The 24,508-nt window shown below is 59.2% G+C and carries 24 protein-coding genes; 15 read left to right on the plus strand and 9 right to left on the minus strand.

Translation table 11 applies throughout. The features are described 5' to 3' along the window. Nucleotides 1-167: 167 nt before the first annotated feature. The 3 genes from NBH09_RS07740 (at nucleotide 168) to NBH09_RS07750 (ending at nucleotide 2,963) form a co-directional block, all read left to right on the plus strand. A complete protein-coding gene (locus NBH09_RS07740; protein WP_250787609.1) occupies nucleotides 168-1,478 on the plus strand; it encodes an O-acetylhomoserine aminocarboxypropyltransferase/cysteine synthase family protein in 1,311 nt (436 codons plus the stop codon). A 312-nt stretch (nucleotides 1,479-1,790) separates the two neighbouring features. Next, nucleotides 1,791-2,567, plus strand: a complete 777-nt coding sequence (locus tag NBH09_RS07745; protein ID WP_195624787.1) for a hypothetical protein — start codon at nucleotides 1,791-1,793, stop codon at nucleotides 2,565-2,567. A gap of 189 nt (nucleotides 2,568-2,756) precedes the next feature. After that, nucleotides 2,757-2,963: a hypothetical protein gene (locus NBH09_RS07750; RefSeq protein WP_195624786.1), complete on the plus strand. Its 207-nt coding sequence runs from the start codon at nucleotides 2,757-2,759 to the stop codon at nucleotides 2,961-2,963. Nucleotides 2,964-3,072: 109 nt separating this feature from the next. On the opposite strand, the gene NBH09_RS07755 is transcribed toward NBH09_RS07750, so the two are convergent. After that, a complete protein-coding gene (locus tag NBH09_RS07755) occupies nucleotides 3,073-3,987 on the minus strand; it encodes a ketopantoate reductase family protein (RefSeq protein ID WP_230320356.1) in 915 nt (304 codons plus the stop codon). Nucleotides 3,988-4,312: 325 nt separating this feature from the next. On the opposite strand from NBH09_RS07755, the gene NBH09_RS07760 reads away from it, so the two are divergent. From NBH09_RS07760 to NBH09_RS07785, 6 genes are all read left to right on the plus strand, one after another. Then, on the plus strand, nucleotides 4,313-5,500 hold the full coding sequence (locus NBH09_RS07760; RefSeq protein ID WP_250787610.1) for an aldo/keto reductase: 1,188 nt from the start codon (nucleotides 4,313-4,315) through the stop codon (nucleotides 5,498-5,500). A 93-nt stretch (nucleotides 5,501-5,593) separates the two neighbouring features. Then, nucleotides 5,594-6,613, plus strand: coding sequence for a Gfo/Idh/MocA family protein (locus NBH09_RS07765; protein WP_250787611.1), 1,020 nt, complete (start codon nucleotides 5,594-5,596; stop codon nucleotides 6,611-6,613). 172 nt (nucleotides 6,614-6,785) lie between these two features. Then, entirely contained in the window at nucleotides 6,786-7,652 is an 867-nt protein-coding gene (locus NBH09_RS07770) for a deoxyribonuclease IV (protein WP_250787612.1), read from the plus strand. A 147-nt stretch (nucleotides 7,653-7,799) separates the two neighbouring features. Then, nucleotides 7,800-8,660, plus strand: coding sequence for an ABC transporter substrate-binding protein (locus NBH09_RS07775; RefSeq protein WP_250787613.1), 861 nt, complete (start codon nucleotides 7,800-7,802; stop codon nucleotides 8,658-8,660). A 117-nt stretch (nucleotides 8,661-8,777) separates the two neighbouring features. Beyond that, complete coding sequence (locus NBH09_RS07780) at nucleotides 8,778-10,139, plus strand: ABC transporter permease subunit (RefSeq protein ID WP_250787614.1); 1,362 nt, start codon at nucleotides 8,778-8,780, stop codon at nucleotides 10,137-10,139. A 12-nt stretch (nucleotides 10,140-10,151) separates the two neighbouring features. After that, the gene (locus NBH09_RS07785; protein ID WP_022094423.1) at nucleotides 10,152-10,904 is read left to right on the plus strand and encodes an amino acid ABC transporter ATP-binding protein; all 753 of its coding nucleotides are present in this window, start codon (nucleotides 10,152-10,154) and stop codon (nucleotides 10,902-10,904) included. Nucleotides 10,905-11,021: 117 nt separating this feature from the next. Here the strand turns inward: NBH09_RS07785 and NBH09_RS07790 are convergent, their stop codons facing one another. After that, the gene (locus NBH09_RS07790; protein ID WP_250787615.1) at nucleotides 11,022-11,441 is read right to left on the minus strand and encodes a flavodoxin; all 420 of its coding nucleotides are present in this window, start codon (nucleotides 11,439-11,441) and stop codon (nucleotides 11,022-11,024) included. Between the two features lie 46 nt (nucleotides 11,442-11,487). Next, entirely contained in the window at nucleotides 11,488-12,192 is a 705-nt protein-coding gene (locus NBH09_RS07795; protein ID WP_250787616.1) for a DUF3793 family protein, read from the minus strand. A gap of 174 nt (nucleotides 12,193-12,366) precedes the next feature. On the opposite strand from NBH09_RS07795, the gene NBH09_RS07800 reads away from it, so the two are divergent. Next, nucleotides 12,367-12,750 carry a heavy-metal-associated domain-containing protein gene (locus NBH09_RS07800; protein WP_117766094.1) on the plus strand — a complete coding sequence of 128 codons (384 nt, stop codon included), beginning with the start codon at nucleotides 12,367-12,369 and terminating at the stop codon, nucleotides 12,748-12,750. Nucleotides 12,751-12,776: 26 nt separating this feature from the next. On the opposite strand, the gene NBH09_RS07805 is transcribed toward NBH09_RS07800, so the two are convergent. Both NBH09_RS07805 and NBH09_RS07810 read right to left on the minus strand, forming a co-directional pair. Then, nucleotides 12,777-13,202 (minus strand): hypothetical protein, encoded by a 426-nt coding sequence (locus NBH09_RS07805; protein ID WP_250787617.1) that lies wholly within the window; start codon nucleotides 13,200-13,202, stop codon nucleotides 12,777-12,779. Next, entirely contained in the window at nucleotides 13,195-14,700 is a 1,506-nt protein-coding gene (locus tag NBH09_RS07810; protein ID WP_250787618.1) for a Y-family DNA polymerase, read from the minus strand. Before NBH09_RS07810 ends, NBH09_RS07805 begins: the two co-directional genes overlap by 8 nt. A 224-nt stretch (nucleotides 14,701-14,924) precedes the next feature. On the opposite strand from NBH09_RS07810, the gene NBH09_RS07815 reads away from it, so the two are divergent. Together NBH09_RS07815 and pgi are read left to right on the plus strand one after the other, a co-directional pair. Next, nucleotides 14,925-15,449 carry an iron-containing alcohol dehydrogenase gene (locus NBH09_RS07815; protein ID WP_250787619.1) on the plus strand — a complete coding sequence of 175 codons (525 nt, stop codon included), beginning with the start codon at nucleotides 14,925-14,927 and terminating at the stop codon, nucleotides 15,447-15,449. A 199-nt stretch (nucleotides 15,450-15,648) separates the two neighbouring features. Further along, nucleotides 15,649-17,343: a glucose-6-phosphate isomerase gene (pgi, locus tag NBH09_RS07820; protein WP_250787620.1), complete on the plus strand. Its 1,695-nt coding sequence runs from the start codon at nucleotides 15,649-15,651 to the stop codon at nucleotides 17,341-17,343. A gap of 141 nt (nucleotides 17,344-17,484) precedes the next feature. Here pgi and NBH09_RS07825 read toward each other — a convergent pair whose 3' ends face one another. From NBH09_RS07825 to NBH09_RS07835, 3 genes are all read right to left on the minus strand, one after another. Further along, nucleotides 17,485-18,789, minus strand: a complete 1,305-nt coding sequence (locus NBH09_RS07825; protein WP_250787621.1) for a VirD4-like conjugal transfer protein, CD1115 family — start codon at nucleotides 18,787-18,789, stop codon at nucleotides 17,485-17,487. Beyond that, a complete protein-coding gene (locus NBH09_RS07830) occupies nucleotides 18,782-19,399 on the minus strand; it encodes an ATP-dependent Clp protease proteolytic subunit (protein WP_022094432.1) in 618 nt (205 codons plus the stop codon). Before NBH09_RS07830 ends, NBH09_RS07825 begins: the two co-directional genes overlap by 8 nt. A 63-nt stretch (nucleotides 19,400-19,462) precedes the next feature. Next, on the minus strand, nucleotides 19,463-20,353 hold the full coding sequence (locus NBH09_RS07835; RefSeq protein WP_250787622.1) for a hypothetical protein: 891 nt from the start codon (nucleotides 20,351-20,353) through the stop codon (nucleotides 19,463-19,465). A gap of 608 nt (nucleotides 20,354-20,961) precedes the next feature. On the opposite strand from NBH09_RS07835, the gene NBH09_RS07840 reads away from it, so the two are divergent. The 3 genes from NBH09_RS07840 to NBH09_RS07850 all read left to right on the plus strand — a co-directional run bounded on the left by NBH09_RS07840 (nucleotide 20,962) and on the right by NBH09_RS07850 (nucleotide 23,451). Next, complete coding sequence (locus tag NBH09_RS07840) at nucleotides 20,962-21,804, plus strand: Cof-type HAD-IIB family hydrolase (protein ID WP_250787623.1); 843 nt, start codon at nucleotides 20,962-20,964, stop codon at nucleotides 21,802-21,804. Between the two features lie 63 nt (nucleotides 21,805-21,867). Beyond that, complete coding sequence (locus tag NBH09_RS07845; RefSeq protein ID WP_230317444.1) at nucleotides 21,868-22,527, plus strand: HAD family hydrolase; 660 nt, start codon at nucleotides 21,868-21,870, stop codon at nucleotides 22,525-22,527. A gap of 60 nt (nucleotides 22,528-22,587) precedes the next feature. Next, the gene (locus NBH09_RS07850) at nucleotides 22,588-23,451 is read left to right on the plus strand and encodes a PfkB family carbohydrate kinase (protein WP_250787625.1); all 864 of its coding nucleotides are present in this window, start codon (nucleotides 22,588-22,590) and stop codon (nucleotides 23,449-23,451) included. A gap of 268 nt (nucleotides 23,452-23,719) precedes the next feature. Here the strand turns inward: NBH09_RS07850 and NBH09_RS07855 are convergent, their stop codons facing one another. Continuing rightward, nucleotides 23,720-24,502, minus strand: coding sequence for a TatD family hydrolase (locus NBH09_RS07855; protein WP_250787626.1), 783 nt, complete (start codon nucleotides 24,500-24,502; stop codon nucleotides 23,720-23,722). Nucleotides 24,503-24,508 lie beyond the last annotated feature (6 nt).

The following is a 24,508-nucleotide window of genomic DNA, read 5'->3' on the forward strand; positions in this document are numbered from 1 at the left end:
GGTAGGTAATTAAATCGACCACGGAACCGGGATGCGAAAGGAGGCCCGCATATGAATTGCTTACCAAGACGAATGCCGGGCTCCTGTTTGCGCTCGTCGGCGTGATCAGGAGACAGCGACTTACTTCTCTCTAATTTATTTACTTTTGTTCGATCAAGGAGATCATCATGAGCCAGTTCATCAACAACCCCGAGCACACCTTTGGTTTCGATACCCTGCAGCTTCACGTTGGCCAGGAGAGCGCCGATCCCGCATCCGACTCCCGCGCCGTGCCTATCTACCAGACCACGAGCTATGTGTTCCGCAACTCCCAGCACGCCGCCGACCGCTTTGGTCTTGCCGATGCTGGTAACATCTACGGCCGTCTGACCAACTCCACCCAGGGCGTCTTCGAGGACCGTATCGCCGCGCTCGAGGGTGGCGTGGCAGGTCTCGCCGTCGCCTCCGGTGCTGCTGCCATCACCTATACTCTGCAGGCTCTTGCCCAGGCCGGTGACCACGTGGTGGCTCAGAAGACCATCTACGGTGGCTCCTACAACCTGCTGGAGCATACACTCTCCCAGTTTGGCGTCGAGACCACCTTCGTCGATGCCCACAACCTGGACGAGGTCGAGGGCGCCATCAAGGACAACACCACGGTCGTCTATCTCGAGACGCTCGGCAACCCCAACTCCGACATCCCCAACATCGACGCCATCTCCGAGATCGCCAAGAAGCACGGTCTGCCGGTTGTCGTCGACAACACCTTCGGCACCCCGTATCTGTTCCGTCCGCTGGAGCATGGTGCCAACATCGTCGTCCACTCCGCAACCAAGTTCATCGGCGGCCACGGCACCTCGCTGGGCGGTGTGATCGTCGACGGCGGTAACTTCGATTGGAAGGCGAGCGGAAAGTACGCCCAGATCGCCGAGCCCAACCCCTCCTACCACGGCGTTTCGTTTGCCGAGGCTGCCGTTCCCGCCGCCTTCGCAACCTATGTCCGCGCTATCCTGCTGCGTGACGAGGGCGCCTGCATCAGCCCGTTCAACGCCTGGGTCCTGCTCCAGGGCACCGAGACTCTGTCGCTGCGCGTTGACCGTCATGTTGAGAACACCAAGAAGGTCGTTGAGTTCCTGGCTGGTGACAGCCACGTCGCCAAGGTGAACCACCCGAGCCTGCCCGAGCACCCCGATCACGAGCTCTATCAGAAGTACTTCCCCAACGGCGGTGCCTCGATCTTTACCTTTGAGATTAAGGGTGGCCAGGAGGCAGCTTGGAAGTTCATCGATCATCTGCAGGTGTTCTCGCTGCTCGCCAACGTGGCCGACGTCAAGTCGCTCGTCGTGCACCCGGCTACCACCACGCACTCCCAGCTGTCTGCCGAGGAGCTCGCCGAGCAGAACATCACGCCCTCCACGATCCGTCTTTCCATCGGTACCGAGAACGCCGAGGATATCATTTGGGACCTGAAGCAGGCCTTCGCCGCGCTGGACGAGTAAAGCGACTTGTGCAAGGACCCCTTGCGACTCGATAGGTATAACTGCATAAAATGCCTGCTCAAGGCGCCTGTGCGAACAATGGTTGCACAGGCGCCTTTTTTGCATAGAGAGGGTGCAAAAACAGGGTTTTTGACACGCTTTATGCATTCGAGTTGTGGAAAACTCCTGTTGAGAGGATGTGAGTTTTACGCAATTGACGTGCGCCTTTTGAGTAAAACCGCAGGTCGCGATTTGCTCGGGGTACTATGCAGCGCAATCGAATCACACGCAGCTCAAACGCAGCAAAAACGCACTACGGAGGTTTCCAGCTACATGAGGATCGATTCACGAAAACCGAAAGCCGCCGCCCTTTCCGCCGCTCTGGCCGTGGCACTTTTGGCGGGCGCTGGTGCAACTGATGCCCACGCCGCAACACTGTCCGATACGGTTGGATCTACGCCGTCCGAGACGACGCTGGTACAGCCCGTTGACTATCGCGGCGATGGTTATGGTTCCATGCAGGAGTGGAACGCCTCGATGGAGGCCAAGCGCGATTCCCTTGAGATGCGTGCTCAGATCATTATGAATATGTATGGCGACTATGCTACCGATGACGAGCGCGCTGTGTTGCAGGGTTGCATCGACGGTGCGGGCAGCCTGTTGACGATGGGGGAGGTCGACGCCAAGTCGACCGAGCTCGATGAGCTGCGCACCGCGCTTGAGGATGCCAAGCGCGAAGCGCTCGAGGCGGCCGCCGCCGAGGCGGAGGCTGCCGAGGCCACCCAGGCTTCGTACTACAACGCCGGTTTCACTCCGTCCTACGCGTCTGCCGCGTCCTACGCGAACGAATCGGGCCTGACGCGCTCTGCGGGTGTCAATAACTACAACGGGCGCCGCGAGACCTATTACAGCAGCAATGTGCTTTATCACTATCGCACGGGCGAATGGACTCAGGATTCTGAGGGCTTCTGGCGCGATTCCGACGGCTATTACGTTGTTGCCGCGGGCGATATGGCCCAGGGCTCGACCTTTACGGGCTCCAAGGGCGAGTGCAAGGTCTATGACTCCGGCTGCGCCGCCGGAACTACCGACTACTATACCGGTTGGTAATCTGCCATAAGGAAAATTGGCACATGATGGGCGGGCGTCTTTGCTGAGCTTTTAGGCAACGTAAAGCCGCCCGTTCTTTATGTGCGTTCGAGTTAACAGAGCCCTTACCGTGGCGGTACGCTGGGCGTATGGATGCGGGGCACACTGGTTCTTGAGAAATAAGGTCTTTCTCTTGGAGGAAGTGGTCTTGTGAATGCTCGAGATATCGCCGTTGCCGCCGTCGCGTTGATGCTTGGCTGCCTTGGTCCCACGGCCGCGCTCGTCGCGGGCATGCAGGGGTCTTGTGAGGCTGCCTCTATCGTGGTTGGCGTGTTGATCGCGGCCGCGCTGCTGGGAAGTGCGGGCGTAGTCCTTTGTCGCGACGATGAGGACGAGGTGCCGGGGTCGCAACGCTAACTGTTGTGAGATCGGCCGCCGATCGTAGACGAAGATGAAGGCCGCCGCAGGGGAAAGGTTCCCTTGCGGCGGTTTTGCTGTTAAGGCTGTTGAATGCGGCGAGTTGGCGCTACCAGTTTTTCTCGATATCGCGGATGCGCCGATAGAGCCACTCGTTTTGCGGTGCCTGGATATCGTGTTTGGCTGCGAGCCGGCAGATGGTGCCCGCGAACTCATCAACCTCGGTTTTGCGCCTTGCGATGCGGTCTTGAGCCATTGAGGGCATACCGGCGGGGTCGATTCCCTCGATGAGGTGCACCATTTGCGTCAGGTCTGCCTCGGTCAGCTCAACGCCCTCGGCGTTGGCGACCGCAAGCGTTTCGCGCATGGCGGAAACAAAGCAGCGACGCTGCTCGGAGCCCGGCTCCGTGGCGCTTCCGTAGGTCCCGCCGTAGGCCATGCAGGTCTGGTTGATGCCGTCGTTGAGCATGAGTTTGGCCCACATGCGGTGAGCGATGTCGTCCTCGACGGTATGGGCGATGCCGCAGCGCGTGTAGAGCCCGTCGATAGCGGCGACGGTCGCGGGGTCCGTGCCGGCCGCCGCGCCAAAGCGGATCTCGCCCGCATTGGTAAAGGTGAGCGCGCCGTTGAGGAACACGGCGTCCATGCCCTGGCAGATACCAAGAACGGTATGCTCCCAGCCAAAGCGTTCGGCAATCTTTTGCTCGCTCGTAATGCCGTTGCATAGCGAGGCGATGAGCGTGTTGGGTCCCACGACGCGCTCCATAGTCTTGAGTGCTTGGTCGAGACCGGTGGTCTTGACTGTCAGGATGACCAGATCGGCGGGCGTCGCCTCGCTGGCGCGGACGGACGTGAGATCGCAGGGCTTGCCGTTGACAGTGAGCGCATCGCCCGCGTGACGCTCAAAACGGGTGTCATCCATGATGTATTCGACGGCGTCGTTGCCGAGCGCCCGGGCGATCATGCTGCCGTAGAGCAGGCCGACGCCGCCCTTGCCGATAAAGGCGACCTTGTTGATCTGCATGTGAATCATCTCCCCATGTAAAAGGCGCCCGCGTAAGGGGCGCCTGATGGATTGTATGCTGCCAGGGTGATTGGTGGGTGCGCGGGGCGGCTGTTATAAAAAAGAAACGTTTGCCTGGACGCTACGCTGCAGGGCAGACCGCAAAGACATGCGCGTGGTCATGTCCGGCTCCTTTCATCGGGCTTTTTGCTGATGTTAAAGCGGTGCCGTGACAGCTCGATTTCTGCTGCGTTACGATACGTTCTCGATTGCGATTCCACGATGTTTCGGCTGCGTGACCATTGTGTTTCGCCTTGCCGGGGCGCTGATGGCGAAGGGAGGGGCCGTGCAATATCGCGTTGACCCCAAAAGCGGCAACCGTATCTCGGCGTTGGGTCTGGGCTGCATGAGGTTTCCCGGTGCGCCGGGACGTCCGGATGCGAAGACAGCCGATGCCATCATTTCCCGTGCGGTGGAGCAGGGGATTAATTATCTGGACACCGCGTATCTCTATCCCGGTAACGAGGCGTGCGTGGGCGCCTCGCTTGAGCGCTTGGGGCTGCGTGACCGGGTGTTGCTGGCGACCAAGTTGCCGCATGCTTCGTGCAAGTGCGCGGAGGATTTCGACCGGTTCTTCGATGAGCAACTGCGGCGCCTGCGGACCGACCATATCGACTATTACCTCATGCATAACATTACCTCGCCCGCCCAGTGGGAACGTGTGGTGGCATTGGGCATTGAGGACTGGATCGCGTGTCAAAAGGCGGCGGGGCGCATTCGCCAGATTGGTTTTTCGTACCACGGCAGCGCGGTGGATTTCCTGACGATGCTTGACGCATATGACTGGGATTTTTGCCAGATACAGTACAACTATGCCGGCGAGCGTTACCAAGCGGGAACGGCAGGACTCATGGCGGCTGCGGAGCGCGGGCTCGCGGTGTTTGTGATGGAGCCGCTGCTGGGCGGGCGTTTAGCGGGCAAGCTGCCGCCACGGGCCCGCGCTGTGCTCGATAGTGCCCGTGACCCGCATTTGCGCACTCCTGCCGCCTGGGGTCTTTCGTGGGTGTGGAATCATCCTCAGGTGACGATGCTGCTTTCGGGTATGACCGATATCGCGCAGGTGGATGAGAATTCGTCACTGGCAGACCTCGCGTTGCCGAATTCGATGACTGCCAACCAGCTCGACACGATTGCGCGCGTGTTGATGGAGTTTGAGAAATCGAACCGTGTGCCCTGCACGGGATGCGGCTACTGCATGCCATGCCCCAAGGGTATCAACATTCCCGGCTGCTTTGCCGCCTACAACGCGAGCTATGCGCACAGCTGGTTTACGGGGCTGTCGCAATACTTTACGGCGAGTGCGGTGCGCACGAGCGAGCCCAAGCTCGTGAGCAATTGCGTCAAGTGCGGCAAATGCGCGCGCCACTGCCCACAGCACATCGATATTCCCGAGCGTCTCGACGATGTGCGCCGACGTTTCCAGCCTGGGCCCGTAACGGCCGCGCTTAAAGCCTTTTGCAAAACGCGCCTCTGATGCCCCTTTTATAACTTGCGGTGGAATAGTTCCTGTTTGCGGCAGAATAGGGGCCAAACAGGAACTATTCCACCGCAACTGAAGGGGGCTGTCGTGGGCCATCGGGATTCATGTGATGATTTGCGTGAGGTTCGTTGGGGCGTTTTGGGCGCTGGGCGCATTTCGCATCGATTTGCATCGTCGCTCAAGGAGGTGGACGGGGCACGGCTTGTGGCTGCCGCCGGTCGCACTCCTTCGCATGTTGAGGAGTTTTGCAGGGCGTTTTCGATTGATGCCGCGCACAGTTATGCCACAGCTGACGATAACGGCGATGCGGCTTATGATGCGTTGATTGCCGACCCCGATGTCGACGTAATCTACTTGGCTCTCCCGCATGGCATGCATGCGCGTTGGGCCTGTCGCGCGCTGCGCGCCGGAAAGGCCGTGCTGTGCGAAAAGCCGGCCGTTTTGAATGAAGAAGAGGCCCATGCGATCGCCTCCGTTTCCCGTGAGCGCGGCGTGCTGTTTATGGAGGCGATGAAAAATCGGTTTTGTCCGATGCGTACTCGCGTGAAGGGCTTGCTTGCGTCGGGCGAGCTCGGCCGTATCGTCTCGATTGAAAGCGTGCAAAAACTCGATTATGGTGAGCCCCCTTCGAGTTATCTGCTCGACCCGTTGCAGGGTGGCTGTCTATATGACATGGGCTGCTATGCAGTCGGTTGGTTTGAGGATTTGCTCGCGGGCGCGTGCGAGGTTTCGTCCCGTGAAGTTCGCTGGCGTGACGTATCGGTCGGTCGCGTGGATTGGGCCGATGAGATCCATATGAGCGTCGGCGGCATACCCATTCATATGGCGTGCGACGGCAAAGCAGCATATGAAAGCCGCTTAACGATTGCCTGTGAGCGGGGCTCGTTGGAAATCGAGCGCCTCCATCGCCCCGAGCTCGCCCATGCGAAGTACTCCGACGGACGAATGCTCGAAATAAATGCCCCGTTTGAGGTCGATGATTTCTACGACGAAATCCAGCATGTGACCCAGCTCATCCGGGCGGGGAAACTCGAGAGTCCCGTCATGCCCCTTGCCGCCACACAGCGCTGCGCGCGCATTATCGATGCAATCCGTCTAGCCCTCTAGGACTTGGCGCTGACACGTAGGGGATCATGACGCCGGCGCCCGTAGCCGCAGTGCTTGGTGGCCCGCATCTCTGATGCCCCTTTTATAAGTTGCGGTGGAATAGTTCCTGTTTGCGGCAGAATAGGGGCCAAACAGGAACTATTTCACCGCAACTGATGAGGGGGAGCTGGAGATGCTGACGATTGGGTGTCATCTTTCGACGACGAAGGGCTATCGGGCGATGGGGGAGACGGCGCTATCCATTGGCGCCAATACCTTTGCATTCTTTACGCGCAACCCGCGCGGCGGCAAGGCGAAAGATCTTGACATGGATGACGTGGCGGCCCTGCGCGAGCTTATGGAGCAAAACGACTTCGGCCCACTCGTGGCGCATGCCCCCTATACCTACAACCCCTGTTCTGCCAAAGAGCGGGCGCGTGAGTTTGCCTTGGAGGCAATGGCCGAAGACTTGCAGCGTCTGGAAGCACTGCCCGGCAACTACTACAACTTTCACCCCGGCGCACATGTGGGGCAGGGGACTGATGCCGGCATTCAGATGATCGTCGACACCCTGTGCCAGGTGATGTTTGAGGGCCAGCAGACGACGGTGTTGCTCGAGACCATGGCCGGCAAGGGCACCGAGGTGGGCCGCAGCTTTGAGGAGCTGGCGCTCATCATCGAGGGCGTTGCCGACAAGCGCCCCGAGCTGTCGGCCAAGCTGGGCGTGTGTCTGGACACCTGCCATGTGAATGACGCCGGCTATGACATCGTCTGCGATCTTGACGGTGTGCTTGACGAGTTCGATCGTGTGGTGGGTATCGAGCGCCTGCGCGCCGTGCACATCAATGACTCCAAGAATCCCTGCGGCGCCCATAAGGACCGCCACGAATGCATCGGTAAGGGCTATCTGGGTAGTGAAGAGTTTGGCGGCGGTATGCAGGTTATGCAGAATATTGTATTGAATAGCCGCTTGCGTGCGCTTCCATTCATTTTGGAGACGCCTAACGAACTTGCAGGTTATGCAGCGGAAATTACGCTATTAAGGTCATTGCAGCAGTAATGACTGTCACAAAGTGGAGTGTTCCATTCACGTTATGGGTTTGTTTCAATCAGTTTTCTAATTGCAGTTTCGCATTTACGGGTGCATAATATCCAACAGTTTTTGCAGACCTCTGAATCAAACGGGGTCACCGGAAGGAGACTGATTATGAAGCTGAAGAAGCTTGGCGCATTTGCCGCCACGGGCGCCATGGCGATCGCCCTTGCACTGACGGGCTGCGGCTCGTCCAACGCCACCTCTGGTTCTGATGCCGGTTCCAGCAGCTCTGACGACGCTAAGGTCGAGAAGGTCGACGGCTCCAAGGAGTACGCGCTCGTCAAGGACGGTACGCTGACCGTCGGCACCTCTGCCGAGTACGCTCCGTTTGAGTACAAGGATGACAACGGCGATTATCAGGGCTTTGACCTTGAGCTCATCAAGGCTATCGGCGACAAGCTGGGCCTGGATGTCGAGTACGTCAACAATGACTTTGACACGCTGGTTCCGGGCGTCGCTTCGGGCGCTAAGTACGACGTCTCCATCGCGGCTATCACCGACACGCCCGAGCGTGAGAAGGAAGTCACTTTCTCCGATTCCTACTACATGGACGATCAGGCTATCGTGACCAAGGTCGATAACACCGACATCACGGCCGACAACTACAGCGAGAAGCTCAACAACGCCGACGCTACCATCATCGTTCAGTCTGGCTCGACCGCCGAGTCCTTTGCCCAGGAGAACTTCCCCAAGGCCAAGATCGTCCCCTACAAGGACGCTACCGAGTGCTTCAGCGCCCTGCAGTCCGATAAGGGCGACGCCGTAGTCACCAACCGCTCCGTTGCCAGCCAGCTGACCGCCGAGCAGTTCAACACCTGCCAGACCATCAAGCAGATCAGCACCGGCGAGGAGTACGCCATCGCCATCAACCAGGGCAACACCAAGCTCAAGGACGACATCAACCAGGCCATCAAGGACCTGACCGACGACGGTACCGTCGACGCCCTCATGGCTAAGTACAACATCAAGTAAAATAGCTACTTGATTGCGTGTAGGCCCTTTCCGTTTTGCGGAGAGGGCCTTTGCGCTTCTCTTGACGGAGAGTGCTTCCGTCTCGTTTTGCCGGCAACTTCTACGATAGGAGCCACCTTGTCTCGATTGAACGAAGGGGCTGCGGAGCAGCGTTTTCCACTGCCCGCCTTGCTCCAAAAGCTAGCCTGCGCCATGGCCGTGGCGCTCGCGCTGGTGTGCGCGGGGGCATATGCGCCCACGACCGCCCAGGCGCTTGAGACCGCAAAGATTACCGCCCGACCCAACACCGGTTCGGGCAGCGCTGTGGTCGGCGGCACCGAGACGCGCATTACCTGGGAGGTCCAGGCCGATGCCGACGAGGAACTGAGTGGTCTTTCGCTGACGTTTGCCGATGGCACGACCTTTGGTGCGGACGACACACGTCTGACGATGCTCTCGGGCGATGACCTTATGGACCGTACGCCCATGAAGCCTACGTGCAAGGTCGACGGCCAGACGCTCAAGATCGATTTTGGCGAGACGGCGCCCGCTGGCGGCTATTTCCGTGTCGAGGTCTACGGCGTGACCTTCCCCGTCGAGGGCGGCGACGAGGCCTTTAGCGGTACCTATACGCTCGCCGATGGTTCGACCAAGAAGATCTCCAAGATTCCATCGGTGGAGATCAAGGGCGTGACGGCATTCGATAACTCCCTGGCCGACCTTAAGGAGCAGCCGTGGGTCGAGGCATGGAATTCCAACATGTTCCTTCGCCTGTTCCTGAACCCGGTCATTTTGGTCCAGAGCCTGCCGATCGTCTTTAAGGGCTTCCTTATGTCGCTCTCGATCGTGCTCGTGGCGTTTCCGCTGGCCATTCCCTTTGGCTTTGCGCTGTCGCTCATGCGCATCTCCAAGTCGCGCATCCTGCGTTGCCTTGCCGGCATCTATGTGAATATCATTCGTGGTACGCCGGCGTTCCTGCAGATCTACATCGCGTTCTTTGGCCTGCCGCTTGCCGGCGTCAAGGTTGACGACTATGTGCTGGGCGTTATCGTCATGGCCATGAACTCGTCCGCCTACCTGTGCGAGATCTTCCGCGCCGGTATTCAGTCGATCCCCAAGGGCCAGAACGAGGCCGCGCGCTCGCTAGGCATGAACGCCTTCCAGACGCTGCTCTACGTCATGATTCCGCAGACGTTCCGCAATGTCCTGCCCACGCTGACCAGCGAGTTCATCCTGCTCTACAAGGATACGTCGCTGCTCGCCGCCGTGGGCGTGGTTGAGATCGTCATGAACGCTCGCACCATCGTGGCCACGACGGGCTCCATCACGCCGTATGTGGTTGCCGCCCTGTTCTATCTGGTCATTACCCTGCCGCTTGCGCGCTTGGTGAGCGGTCTTGAGGCGAGGCTTCTGGGGACGGCCGAAACTAAGAAGAAGCGTCCCACCAAGAGCGCCGGACAGGTTGTCGCGACGCCCGCCGATCATATCGCCGGTCTGTAAGGAGGTTCTATCATGAGCGAAACCAATAACTCGAACGAGGTCGTCGTCAGCATCAAGAATCTCCAGAAGGCCTTTGGCGATAACGTGGTCCTGCGCGACATCGATCTGGATGTGCACAAGGGTGAGGTCGTTGTGGTCTTGGGCCCCTCGGGCTCGGGCAAGTCGACGATGCTTCGCTGCATTAACCGTCTTGAGGAGCCCACGAGTGGTTCGATTGTCGTCGAGGGCGTGGATGTGTGCGCCAAGGGCGTCGACCTCAATAAGGTACGTACGCACTTGGGCATGGTGTTTCAGCAGTTCAATTTGTTCCCGCACCTGTCAGTCAAAAAGAACGTCATGCTCGCGCAGCAAAAGGTGCTCAAGCGCAGCAAGGAAGAGGCCGAAAAGATTGCCGTCGAGGAGCTGACCAAGGTCGGTCTTGCCGAGCGTATCGACTTTATGCCGAGCCAGCTTTCGGGCGGTCAGCAGCAGCGCGTGGCCATCGCCCGTGCCCTGTCGATGAACCCTCACGTCATGCTCTTTGACGAGGCTACGTCGGCGCTCGACCCCGAGCTCGTCCGCGACGTTCTGGGTGTCATGCGCGACCTGGCACGCGACGGCATGACCATGATCGTCGTGACGCACGAGATGGGCTTTGCCCGCGACGTCGCCGACCGCGTTGTCTTTATGGACGGCGGCGTTATCGTGGAGGAGGGCACGCCGAGCGAGGTTTTCGACCATCCCAAGAGCGAACGCACCAAGGCGTTTTTGGGCAATATCTCGTAGCCGCTTTATATGACTGACATAGCAGAAAACGGGAGCCGGATGTGATCCGGCTCCCGTTTTTGTTGGGACGCGAATGTGTTTTGGTGCAGAGCGCGTTACGGGCGGAGCTCATTGCCGCTAGGCGAGCTCGGCTCCAAGGGCGCGGCAGGCCGCCTCGCCCTCATCGTCGGGGGCGTCGTAGCAGATGACGGAATCGACGACGTTAACACCCGCCTCGTCGGCGTCCGCCTTCCAGTTGTCCATCCATTCGCCCTCGGCCCACGAATAAGAGCCAAAGAGGACGACCTTCTTGTCGCCGAGAGTCTCCTTGACCTCGTTCCACATCGGCTGGAACTCATCGTACTCGAGTTCCTCGGAGCCCATGGCGGGGCAGCCGAAGGCGAAGGCGTCGTAGTCGGCGGCCCTGTCGGTAGAGAAGTCGGCGCAGGGGATGACCTCAGTTTCGGCACCCGCGGACGTGGTGCCTTCGGCGACGAGATTTGCCATGGCCTCGGTATTGCCCGTGCCGCTCCAATAGACGACGGCGATCTTGCTCATGTTGAGTCCTTTCAGTTGTGCGGCAGGTTGCCGCGGCTTCTATGTTCTATCGGGTTGCCTGGGCAAGTTGCGCCAAGCTGCAGCCCTGCTGATAGACAAAGGTGAGGTATTGAGTGCAAGCGCGGTAGGCGTCAAACATCGCAAGCGCTTGCTCGACATTCGTGTAGACCTTCCAAGCTCCAAAGACCTTGTAGTTCTCGCCGCGCTGGACGATAAACTCGCGCACATCGTCGTAGGGATATCCGAGGAAGTAGCCTATTTCGTGCGGAAACTCGCAGGTGCAGTCGTTGCTGCAGCTAGCTTGCTGGGGTAGTGCGCATCGAGTCTGGCTACAGGCGCATTCCGCGACGTTATTGCTCGCGAGCGTGATGCGTGATGCCAAATGCACAAGGCATGTCGAAAGGTCTTTCGTGTCGTAGCCTTCCGAGGCGAGCGCCGTTTGGGCGCGAGGGTCTGCGAAATAGGTGGTGAGGCTTTTGGCTCGGTACATATACACGAGCGCTCCGCAGGGCCGCCAGACCAAAACACTCAGGTGGATACCGAACGGGTCAAGCTCGCGATTGCACTGGGCGATAACGTTGAGCAGGCGTGCTCGGCGCTCTGCGATGGTTTCGGTTGCGACCGAGCCGTCCCCGTGGGCGTAGGTGCCTGGATAGGTAAAGAGCGATGCCGGCTTGATGCCCGCGAGCGTGGGAGAGCAGTTGCGCACGACTGCCGCCTGAAACGTTGGGATGTCTATGGTTCGAGTCACGGCGCTCCTTACGGATCTAAACTGTTAGCCTAGGAAAACTTATACACGAAAGTAAGCCATGGTCAACAAAAAAGTTTGAAGAGGGAAACTAATTGACCGAACGGACATGAATTTGGGTTAAGATGGGGACACCCCATGGGGGTATCTAGATAGTGCTACTTGAAAGGGGAACGCATGAGTGACTTGCTCAACCCTGCGAATCTCATCGTGCTGGCCGTCATTGCCGTCGGCATGTTTTTTGGACTGCGTCGCATTGCCGCTTCGACACACGGGAAGAGTTGCTGCAGCGATGGTGCGAGCGGCAAGAAGGCCAAAAAGGTTGTTGTGGTGGATACCGATGCATCGCACTATCCCTATAGCGATGAGCTGCTCATCGGCGGCATGAGCTGTGACGGCTGCGCTCAGAACGTGGCCAATGCCCTCAATGCGCTGGACGGCGTGTGGGCAACGGTGACGTATGCGGATCACACGGCACGTGTGCGCTCTAAACAGCCGGTTGATCGTGGTGTTCTCGAGACGGCCGTGAAAGACGCGGGCTACTACGTCATGACGCTGTAAGCGCCGCCCTGGATGCGCTTCCTTGGCTAGGCTCGTCCGCGCAGTTCGATGTCTTGGATGTCGTCGAAGTCGATGGCGATGTCTTTGAGCTTGAGGAGCTTGAAGGCGGGGAGCGCCTCGTCGAGGATGCCGGTGCGGCTGCGATAGCCGTATGTATCGTAATAGGTGACACGAACCAAGTCGCCACGTTTGAGACCCTCGAGCTTTTTAGAAAGCACGAGGGCTTTTTCTTCCGTGAGCTCACGTTTTGGCTCGACGGTGATTTCCTGCTTGCGCACGAGTTCGTAGTATCCCGTGAGGGCGGCAAAGGGCATAAACTGTGCGGCGCGGTTGGCGCGCACGGCACCGTTGGCTGTGAGGTTGGGGTCGGCGGCGCGGCGTCTGCCCTCGGGGTCCGCCAGGCGCTCGAAGGCGGTCGGCGGGCGCACGGGCTGTTGTTTGGGTTTAGGCACGGTGTCCTCCAACTTGGTCGTTGCGTTCGCGCGCGGTGGCGCCGGCGGTAAAGCTTAATCCCTTGACGAGCGCGTTCTTGCCGTACTTGCCTTTCACAGCCAGGACGGCGCGCGCCAGGTCGCGCTCGCGCTCATCGGCCTCGACATCGCTAAACAGATCGATAGTGGCAAATTCCTCGGGCATGAGGTTGCCAAAGCCCAGGTTGATTCGCTTGACCGGTCGTTTAGGGTCGACCGTTTGCGCCCAAAGGTCATCGAAATAGCCCATGATCTTCTTAAACGAATTGGTGCGCTCGGGCAGCTTGCGCGAGGCGTTGGAGTGCGCAAAGAGCGCGGCATAGCCACCACGCGGTTTGCCGCCATGCTCTCCCACAAAGATGCCATCGATTGCCTGCGCTTCGCGCACCAGGCGGCGCCGTTCGTCATCGCGCTGGACGGGCTTGGGAGCACGGGGCGCGAGCTCGGGGCCGGCGGTTGCGGTGGGTTCGATGCTCGACGTACTCGAGCGCAGGTGTCCGCATCCGTCCACATATTGTGCAGTACCGCTGGCATCAAGCCTGCGTATGTCAGCGCGCTCGCTCGCGTAGCCCACAAAGAGCGAGATACTGTCGCAGACCACGTGCTTATCGACCAAGTCCAACACGGCGTTGTCGACCATCTCGCGCAAGACGGTGTAGGCCTGCTCGTAGGCATAACCCTTCGAGAGCACCTGTCCTGTAGTGGTCGAAGTTGCTTGCGGGCGATAGGCTTGGATATCGGCGATGGTTGTCGGCTCGCGTCCGAAGGCGTGGTCGATGAGATACTCGGCATTGACGCCGAGCTCGTCGTAAAGCAGGTTTTCGTCGAGCGCCGCGACGCCCATCAGATCGTAGACGCCGTATTTTTCGAGTCGTGCTGCCACGCCGGGGCCGATGCCCCAGATATCGGTGATGGGACGATGGGGCCAGATTTCCTTGCGAAAGGTCTCGTCGTCGAGTATGCCGATGCGGCTGGGTACGTGCTTGGCGGTGATATCGAGTGCAACCTTGGCCTGGAATAGGTTGGGGCCGATGCCGACCGTCGCCGTGATGCCGGTGCGCGCCAGGACCTCGTCGCGCAACATGCAGGCGAGCCCTTCCGCATCGGTGTGATAAAGGTCCAGATAGGGTGTCACGTCGATAAAGCACTCGTCAATTGAGTAGACGTGAACGTCTTGCGGACTGACGTATTCCAGGTAGATACCGTAGATCTGCGCCGACACCTCCATGTAGTGCTGCATGCGCGGTACGGCCTTGATGTAGTCGATGCTATCGGGAATCTCAAATAGGCGGCAGCGATTGTGAATCCCTAAGTCCTTCATGGCCTGCGTGATGGCGAGGCAGATGGTCGTGCGTCCGCGCGATTCGTCGGCAACGACCAGGTTGGTGGTGAGCGGATTGAGCCCACGGTCGACGCATTCGACGCTGGCATAAAACGTCTTGAGGTCGATGCAGATGTAGGTGTGCTGCCCGCCCGCCATCCGAGCCCTCCCATCAAACACATGTTCTTATCGAATACCTGTTCGATAATACCCGCTTGCACGGACACCGTCAAAATCTGTCCCTTTTTGGCAAGTATGGTCGTGCGGCTTCATCGGGGTTTTAACGCAGCCCTAAAGAGCGCGAAACAGCTCGGAAAAGCTCGCTTCGTAGCATGAGCCTAACGATCGATACCACCATAAAGCACGGAAGGGTTGTGGGGATAATGGTCAACTATGGGTTTGGTATGCCGACGCGCTTGGTTGCGGATGGGGATGTGGCTCGCTGGTGCGGGCGATTGGTTGCCCACTATGGCGGCACCAAGGCACTGGTCGTGCTGGGAGGCGACAAGCACACGCGCGATGAGCTCGTTTCGGCGGCGCTGGGCTCGCTCGATCGTGCCCTGCTCGAACGCGTACTCTTTCGTTGCGGTTCGGCCGGGGGCGACGGGGGAGACGATTTGGTCGATGAGGCCGTAGCCCTGGCAACCGATGAGGGCGTGGACTTTGTCCTGGCGATTGGCGATGCCGATACTGCTGGCTTCGCGCGCGAGCTCGCGCGTCGCATGGCGGCGCTCGATGCCGGCGAAGACGGTTTTGTCCCTTATGGATGCATTCTCTCGGAGGGCAAGGTGCCTGCTGTCGTGGGCACCGGTGAGGTTCCCGTTTTTGCCATTATCGCGCCCGAACTGCTGGAGGGTATCGGGTCTCCTCTGCGTGAGTTGCTCGGTAGCGTCTGCGCCGCGGCCTAATATTTGCCATAAAAGGACGGGTTATTTTTGGTTGGTAAAGCGTTTGACCTGCCAAAATAAGCCTGTCCCTTTTTGGTCGGTTGCCGTTTGGGGGCCGATTGGCAACGCTCGCTGATTATAGTATTGACCTGCGCTAGAATAGTGGCATCTGAATGTCCGGGCGCATGGAGGCGTGCGCCCGTATGCTGAGGAGGACTCTATGGCAACTGTTGCCGCACCTATCGACGTTACGTCGACCGCCGCTTGGAAGGCGCTCGAGGCCCATCAGGAGAAGCTCGAGGCCGAGGGCATCGACCTCAAGGCCTGGTTCGCTGCCGATCCCGAGCGTGTGAACAAGCTGAGCTTTGACGCTGGTGACCTGCACTTTGACCTGTCCAAGAACCTGGTGACCGATGAGACCGTCAAGCTGCTGTGCGATCTTGCCCGCGAGGTGAAGCTCGAGGAGCGCCGCGACGCCATGTTCTCCGGCGAGCACATCAACACCACCGAGGACCGCGCTGTTCTGCACACCGCGCTTCGCCGTCCGGCAAGCGAGAAGGGCCAGCTCATCGTTGACGGCCAGGATGTCGTCGCCGACGTGCACGAGGTCCTCGACCGCATGTATGCCTTCGCCGAGCGCGTTCGCTCCGGTGAGTGGAAGGGCGTAACCGGCAAGAGGATCGAGCACCTGGTGTCCATCGGCATCGGTGGCTCCGATCTGGGCCCGGTCATGGCCTACGAGGCTCTGCGTCCCTACGCCGACGCCGGTATCGACTGCCGCTATATCTCCAACATCGACCCCAACGATCAGGCAGAGAAGCTCAAGGGCCTCGATCCCGAGACCACGCTCGTGATTATCGTCTCCAAGACCTTCACCACGCTCGAGACCCTCACCAACGCTCGCGAGGTCAAGACCTGGATGCTCGAGCAGCTCAAGGCTCAGGGTGCCATCGACGGCTCCGAGGAGCAGAACGCCGAGGCTGTGGCAAAGCACTTCGTCGCCGTTTCCACCGCACTCGAGAAGGTTGAGGCCTTCGGTATCGACCCCGCCAACGCCTTCGGCTTCTGGAACTGGGTTGGCGGCCGCTATTCTGTCGACTCCGCCGTGGGCCTGTCGCTGATCGTCGTGCTCGGCCCCGAGCGCTTCCAGCAGTTCCTCGAGGGCTTCCATGCCATCGACGAGTACTTCTGCAACACGCCGCTCGAGAGCAACGCCGTCGCGCTGATGGGCCTGCTCAACGTCTGGTACGTCAACTTCTTCGGCTCCAAGAGCCACGCCGTGCTTCCGTACTGCCAGTATCTGCACCGCTTCCCGGCCTACCTGCAGCAGCTCACCATGGAGTCCAACGGCAAGCACGTCCGCTGGGACGGCAGCGCTGTGACCTCCGATACCGGCGAGATCTTCTGGGGCGAGCCCGGCACCAACGGCCAGCATGCCTTCTACCAGCTGCTGCACCAGGGCACTGTGGTGGTTCCGGCCGACTTCATCGCCTTCGCCAATACCGCCAACCCTGCGACCGATAGCGGTCAGGACGTGCACGAGCTGTTCCTGGGCAACTTCCTTGCCCAGACCAAGGCACTCGCCTTTGGCAAGACAGCCGACGAGGTTCGTGCCGAGGGTACGCCCGAGCAGATCGTCCCGGCCCGCTGCTTTGAGGGCAACCGTCCGACGACCTCGATCTTCGGCGACACACTGACCCCATTTGCACTCGGCGAGCTCATCGCCCTGTACGAGCACATCACGTTTGTCGAGGGCACGGTCTGGGGCATCGACTCCTATGACCAGTGGGGCGTTGAGCTGGGCAAGCAGCTTGCCAAGCAGATTACTCCGGCCTTCCACGACGACGCTGCCAAGGCCGAGCAGGACGCTTCGACCCAGGCGCTCATCGAGTTCTACCGCGCTCACCGCAAGTAGTCGCTGCTGTTAACGCATCGCGCCTTATAGTCAGGGGCCCGTATCCTATCGGATGCGGGCCCCTTTGCTTTGCCGTGGTCCCGGGGCGCACGGCCTTTGTGAAACATCGCCGGGGCGCCGCGCGCTGCGAGAACCCTGCGCCTAGATCTCGGTCTCCGCATGGCCTCGCTGCGCCTCGGGCAGCTCCCCGTAGAGCGGATGGTCTTCGAGCCTAAAGCGCTCGACCTGTTCGGGAGTGTGGCCGCGCACAAAGAGCCACGAGCGATCGATCGGCGTCGCCATGAGCGTGCTGGGCAGTGCGTCGGCGCGGTCGGAAAACACCCGGGCGCTCTCGGGATCCTGGAACGCCAGCACCAGATGCGTGTCGCAGTTGCCCATGATGGAGCGTGCGCGTGCCTCGCCATAGAGCGCATCGAGCTGATTGGTCGACTGCAATAGCAGCGTTGCCCAGATGTTGCGGCTTCGGATAATCGAGAGCACGTTGTCGATCTGGGGGATCTGCAGATTTGCGAAGTCATCGAGCATAAAGCGCACGGGCACGGGCAGGCTGCCGTCGGGCTGCCTATCGGCCTCACGAATGAGGCCCATAAACGCCTGCGAAATAAAGAGGCCGGTCAGCGGATCGAGATTGCGGTCAATATCGCTCACGGTTACAAACAGGGCGCAGGGGGTGTGTCCCATGGAAGCGAAGTCCACCTGATGGCACTCACGATAGAGCTGTGCCGCACCGTCGAATCCCAGACACATGACCTTTTCGGCAAGGATGCCGACGATGCTCGCGTGCATGCGCTCGGCATTTTGCGTAATGGCGTAGCGCCGCCATAGCGAGAGGGCATAGCTTTGGGGGTCGGTCGTGATCAGGTCGTCAAACAATCGACCCGTGGCACCGTCCTGCAGGTGCTCGATCAGCTTGATGACCGAGCTGATCGTCTGCTCGTCGGCGGGTAGCTGTTCGGTGACGTAGGCGATAAGACACGACAGCAGGTTTGCCGCCGCATGATCCCAAAAAGGCTGGTTGTTGTCCTCGATGGGGCAGATGGCCTTTGCCACCGAGAGGATGTCCTGCTGGTTGGGCCTGCCGTCCGCCTTGCGGCGAATGTGCCTCAGGGGGTTGTAGCCGCAGCGCTCGATGCCGGGCGCAAGGGCCGGGACGGTGTTGAGGTCGGCGAAGTTGAGACATTGCACGCGGTAACCGTGGGCTGCCAGCACGGGTCCCACTTCGCGACAGAGCGTGCCTTTGGTGTCGAGCACGATGTAGCTTGCGTTCATTTGCAGTAGGTTGGGCTTGAGGACGTTTCGGGTCTTGCCGGCTCCCGAGGGGCCGATCACAAGTGCATTGTTGTTGAGTCCCGTTTGGCGGGTGTCGCAGGAAAGCGTTCGATCCTTGGCGAGGATGGTGGACAATGCGGACTCAGATGCGGCGAGGCGGCTGGCGAGGTTAGACATGGGCGACCTCCTTGGTGGTCGAGAGGATTTCGTGGGCAAAGCCGAGCTCGACGGCGCGCTCGGCCGAAAGGTAGGTGTCTTTTGCAGTGAGGGACTGGATGCGCTTGGGCGTGAGGCCGCTGCGGTCCGAGAGGATTTGCGTGAGGGTCTTGCGGGTCTGCATGAGACGCCGGCTGGTTTCCTGCAGCGCAAGTGCCGAGCCGCCTGCCCCCTGGGGGATCAGCGGGTCGTGAATCATGAGCTCTGCATGGGGCGCCATACGGCGATCGTCGCCGCCCATAAAAATCACGGCGCCCATGGACGCGGCGAATTCCAGGCAGACGGTGCGGATGGGGCACGATGCGAGGCGCATGGCGTCATAGATCGCAAGACCCGATCGCACGCTTCCGCCGGCGCTGGCGACAAATATGGTGATGGGGCGGCTGGGGTCGGTGGCATCGAGCAGGCGGATCTGCTGGCATAGGTCGTGGGCCATCGGGGTTTCGATGTTTCCCATGACGGAGAGCTCGCGACGGGCGAGCATCTCATCGTAAATGCTGGTGAGCGTGATACCTCGGGCGGATTCACGCATGGTGAGGGGGCTGATGATGGGGGAATGATTGGTGTCCATGGGGACTCCTTTCTGTTGGTTGTGTTGTGGAATAGGGTTATAGCCCGCGCAGAGGCTGGTGGGCTACAGGGTTCGTCCGAGCCTGAGATCGAGCTCGGTTGTGGGGCAGGCTGCCTGTTCGTGCGGCTCGCAAGCGCCAAGGGCTCCAAAGCGATGGAGCGTTGCGGCGGGCGTGGTGTAGGCGAGCCGCAGCTGATGCTCGACAGGGGCACATCCGTCATTTTTGTAATGAGCCGCGTAGTACTGCGCGATGCTGGCGTTCATCTCGCTGCCATTGCGATGGCGCTCAAACTGGCGTCTGCAGGTCTCGATGATCTTTGCTACCGACTTGGGTGCCGTCGCGGGAACAAGGGCGAGATAGCCCTCAAATAGCTCGTTGATGCTCAGGAGGCACAGCAGATCGATCAGCGTCCTTATGGCTGCTCCCTCGGCGGAAAAGTGCGCGGTCATGCGGTTATATCGGTTGCGGTCGACGATGGCCGCATGGGGTCTTGGAGTTTTCTGTCCCGTGGTCCCGGGCTTTTGCCGCGCCTGTGTATTGAGCTCGACGTTGCAGCGCTTGAGGCCGTCCAACGGAATGAACAGTGCGGTGCGCAGGGTGTTCCGCTTGCTTTCGAGTTCATGACGCTCGTCGGGTTCCCATTCGAGCTTGAGTTTCGTGTCGAGCGCCGTAAGCATATGGGCTAGGCAGCCTACGGTAAGAACGTACGAATCGTTGTCGCGTTTTGGGGCATAGGGGTCTGTCAGCTTGCGAATGTCGGGGTCGCCCATGATCTTTGTGCAGCGCTTCAGCAGTTGAGGGTGGTCGGCCAAGATCGTCGCGAGCGGTAGCGACGCGTAGTTCTTGATGGTCGCGGCGGCAAAGGCGGCGTCATATTCGTTTGCATATGCTCGCTCAATGCGGGCATCCAGAATGCTTTTCTTATCGCCGTCTTCAGCGTGGCGGTTTGTCATAGCTTCTCCAATCGGTTGATGTTCGTGCTGTTTGTTGATGTGTTGGTTGTCGTGAGTGATGTGCTTGCCGTGGGTGATGTGCTGACGTTGGGGTGCTATGCGGTTTTCAATGAGCCCGTGAGGCAGTTGCTGCAGGGGCGGGATGGAACGGCCCATGCAAGGCGGAAGGCATCGTGCTCAAAATCGAGACAGCAATGCCCTGGGTGCCTCACATGTGGCAGTTACCTCATTAAGTTGTCATTGCGTTTGGGGTTGTACTTTGCCGATCTTCTTTCTCTTACACGCTGAAAACTGAAACTGAATATGCTCGATCAAACGATGACCACCGGAGCGGTCATCTTTAAAGTACGTTCGTTTTGCTGATTTGACAAGAACTAATTTTGAAATTTATTTCTCCGGGATGAAATGAGGTCGGTGGGGCGGCCGCGTTTAGCGTCGTTAGCTTTGCATGTGGTGGCTCGGCGTTTGGGCTGGAACGACTGAGCCCCGAGATGGCGTCCCGTCCATGTTTGAGACAATATATGACTTTTTGCCCGTTGCAAACGGAGTCGCGGTGGGTGTTCTGTATGATGGCTCAGACAAGGTTGTTCAATGACATGGAGGCATATATGGCAATCAAAGCCATCGCGATGGATATCGACGGTACGCTCACCAACGATCAGAAAGTGATTAGCCCGCGTACGCGCGAGAAGCTGCTCGCGGCGCAGGAGTCGGGCATTAAGCTCATTTTGGCTTCGGGCCGTCCCGCATGGGGGCTGCACGCGTTGGCACAGGAGCTCGACCTTCAAAACCATGACGGTCTGCTGGTGGCCTTTAACGGCGCTCACGTCGTCGATGCCCAGACCGACGAGGTGCTGTTCGATCAAGCTATGCCTGCCGACGAATTGCATCGCCTGATTGATCACCTGCGTAATTTTGACGTGATCCCTATGATTTCGCTCGGTCGCGATCTGCATGTCGAGGACTCGTATCATTGCATGATAACGCTGCCTGACGGCTCGCAGAAGAATATCGTCAAGTATGAGCGCGACGCGTGCGATCTTAAGATTCGCGAGGTGGAGAGCCTGCATGAGGTCGCTGACGCTTATCCTGTGGACAAGCTACTCACTGCGGGCGACCCGGCCTATCTGCAAGCGCATCACGAGGAGATGTACGCGCCCTTTACTCAGACGCTTTCGGGTATGTTTACGGCCGACTGGTACTTCGAGTTTACGGCGCCCGGTATCGACAAGGCCCGTGCGCTCGAGGGTGCCCTGCCCAAGCTCGGCATCGATGCCAGCGAGGTCGTATCGTTTGGCGACGGCCAGAACGACAAGTCCATGATTGAGTGGGCCGGCACCGGTGTTGCCATGGGCAACGCGGTCGATGAGGTTAAGGCCGTGGCCCAGATGGTGACCGCCAATAACAACGAAGACGGCATTGCGGTGGCGCTGGATAAGCTGCTGGGTTAGAATCGCCGATAATGCATGGTTCGGGCGCCTGCTTACAGGCGCCCTTTTGTTAGGGAGGGTGCCGTGTCCGCATTTCCGTTCGACGCCGTTATCTTTGACATGGACGGCGTGATTGTCGATACCGAGTATTACTACCTGGGCGAGACCGCAGCTTTTGCCAAGGAGCTTGGGTTGAACCTGACTCAAGAGGAATTGAACGGGCAGGTCGGTACTTCGCATCAGTTCTTCCTGCATATGCTGGTCGATTGGTTTGAGCGCGCCGGTAAGGGGCATTTTACTGGTGAGGAAGCGTTGGCCCGTTGGGACGAGTGGGCGCATAAGCGTCCGCGCGACTATCAGGCTTTGATTAACCCAGGCGCCGTGGATACGATTCGAGAGCTGCCGCGCCGTGGCGTTCGCGTGGCGCTTGCCAGCTCGTCTCCCATGGTTAGCATCGAGGAAGTGCTCAATGCGTGCGGGCTGTCGGATGCCTTTGAGTATGTGGTGAGCGGCGAGCAGTTTAAGGAGAGCAAGCCCGAGCCCGACATCTACCTGCATGCGCTGGATCTCCTGGGGCTGCCCGCGAATCGCTGCTGCTGCGTTGAGGATTCGGTGCCTGGCATCACTGCCGGCAAGCGAGCCGGCCTGACAGTCATTGCCAAGCGCGAGGAGCGCTTTGGATTTAGCCAAGATGCCGCGGACAAGATTATCGACCAGCTGCCGGAGCTGCTGGAACTCGCGTAGATCCTGGGCGGTACTGCTGTTACAACGGTAGTACCGTTGGCATAAGAGAGAGGTGGCGTCATGGCTTTTAACGTGAGCGCACTGGGGTTTGGCGACAACGTCGTCGACCGTTACGAGCATATTCACACTATGTATCCGGGTGGCAATGCGGTGAACTTTGCCGTGTATGCCAAGAAGTGCGGTGCCGCGCGCTCCGCGTATATGGGCATCTTTGGTAATGACGCTGCTGCCGAGCATGTGATTGCGAGTCTTGAGGATGAGGACGTTGAACTAGCCAAATGCAAGCAGCTCATCGGCGAGAACGGTGCGGCGCGCGTTACTGTGGTTGATGGTGATCGTGTATTTCTGGGGTCTAACGATGGTGGCATCCGTGGTGATGCGCGCTATGTGCTCGATCGTTTTGATCTGGCGTATATGAAACAGTTTGATGTGGTTCATTCGGGTAACTATTGCTTTACCGAGCGCGAGCTGCCTAAGCTGAAGGCAGCGGGTATTACCGTTTCGTTTGACTTCTCGGATGATTCGACCGACGAGTACTACGAGCAGATTGCTCCCTACGTTGACTTTGCGTTCTTTAGCGCGGCAGACGCCGCGAGCGAGGACGAGATTCGCGAGCGCCTTGCCTGGGTGAAGGGCCTGGGCCCATGTTTTGTGTCCGCAACGGCTGGCGCTGAGGGCTGCATTGCCTATGACGGCGAGCGTTACTATCGGCAGCATGCCAAGCCAGTGACAGATATGAAGGACACCATGGGTGCGGGTGACTCGTTCCTGACTTCGTTTCTGATGTGCTATCTCGATTCCGCCAAGCGTGGCGAGGATGGTGCCGAGGCCGTCGAGCGCGCACTCGACTTTGCGGCGGGGTTTGCTTCGACCGTATGCGGTATGGAAGGCTCCTGGGGCCATGGAGCGCCAATTTCCGAATAGGTGAGCAGTCCCGGTGAGTCGAATTGTCGCCTCCCCGGGACCCCGTGGGCAAAAAATGCCAAATATGAGTACTGTCACTAATTTAGTAACAGCGAAATCAAGCTTTTGAGAGCCTAGCTGGGTGTCTGCGAGCGATTAAAACCTGCTAAAAATGATTTTAAGCACCTTGATAATGAACAGTTGTGCATTATCAAGATGTTATTTTGCCGTAAATAATGTGACTAGATTTGCAACAGTACTCATATTTGGCATTTTTTGCACACAGGGGTTAGCGAAGGCCAAAAACAGAGCGTGCATTTGCTAAAACCGCTGACTCAATATGCTTTGCGTCACAGTTTTTGAGTGAGGCGATGCGTTCTGAGGTCCATGTGAGCGATCTGATGAGCGACTGCGCGCTTGTTTCTGTGTTTGCCTCCGCCGGTGCATCGGTCTCGAGCAGTAAACGATCGAGTGGAATCTGTCGTGCGTATTCGCGTCCTCGTTTAGACGCGAGCATGCGTTCGTTGACGGAAAAATAGCAACCCGCATTACGCGCGCGGTCGAGTTCGTCCGAAGTGCCGCTAAACCAGTGGAAGATGATAGCGGGGGAGTCGGGGTTTGGGATGAGTAGTCCGTGCGATTCGAGGGCGTCCAGCACGGTTCCTGCCGAACGAACGGCGTGAATTGATATCACGCGCCCGGTAAGAGGATGCTGCACGAGCGCATCGCAGAGCCGGTCAAATGCCTGTATTTGAAGCAGTTCGCTTCCGGCGAAGCGCGCGGAAAAGTCGAGTCCCACCTCGCCGATGTAGCGCTCTTGGGCAGCAACTTCGCAAAGCAGATTGACTTCGGCAGGACCGCAGCGGCCGTCGGCGAGCCACCAGGGGTGGAGCCCAATGCCGGCGATGATGCCCGGATGGCGATGAGCGCGCTCGTTTGCGGCCGAAAAGTCGCGTGGGTCGACCCCGCAGTCAAAGAGCCCCAGACCCAACGCCGCCGACTCACTGGCTGCAGCATCGGGGCTGAGCGTCAAATCAAGGTGACAATGCGTGTCAAAGAATCGCGGTTCCATCGCAGG

This window comes from Collinsella sp. BG-O-102 (assembly GCF_023656745.1).
Lineage (GTDB): Bacteria > Actinomycetota > Coriobacteriia > Coriobacteriales > Coriobacteriaceae > Collinsella.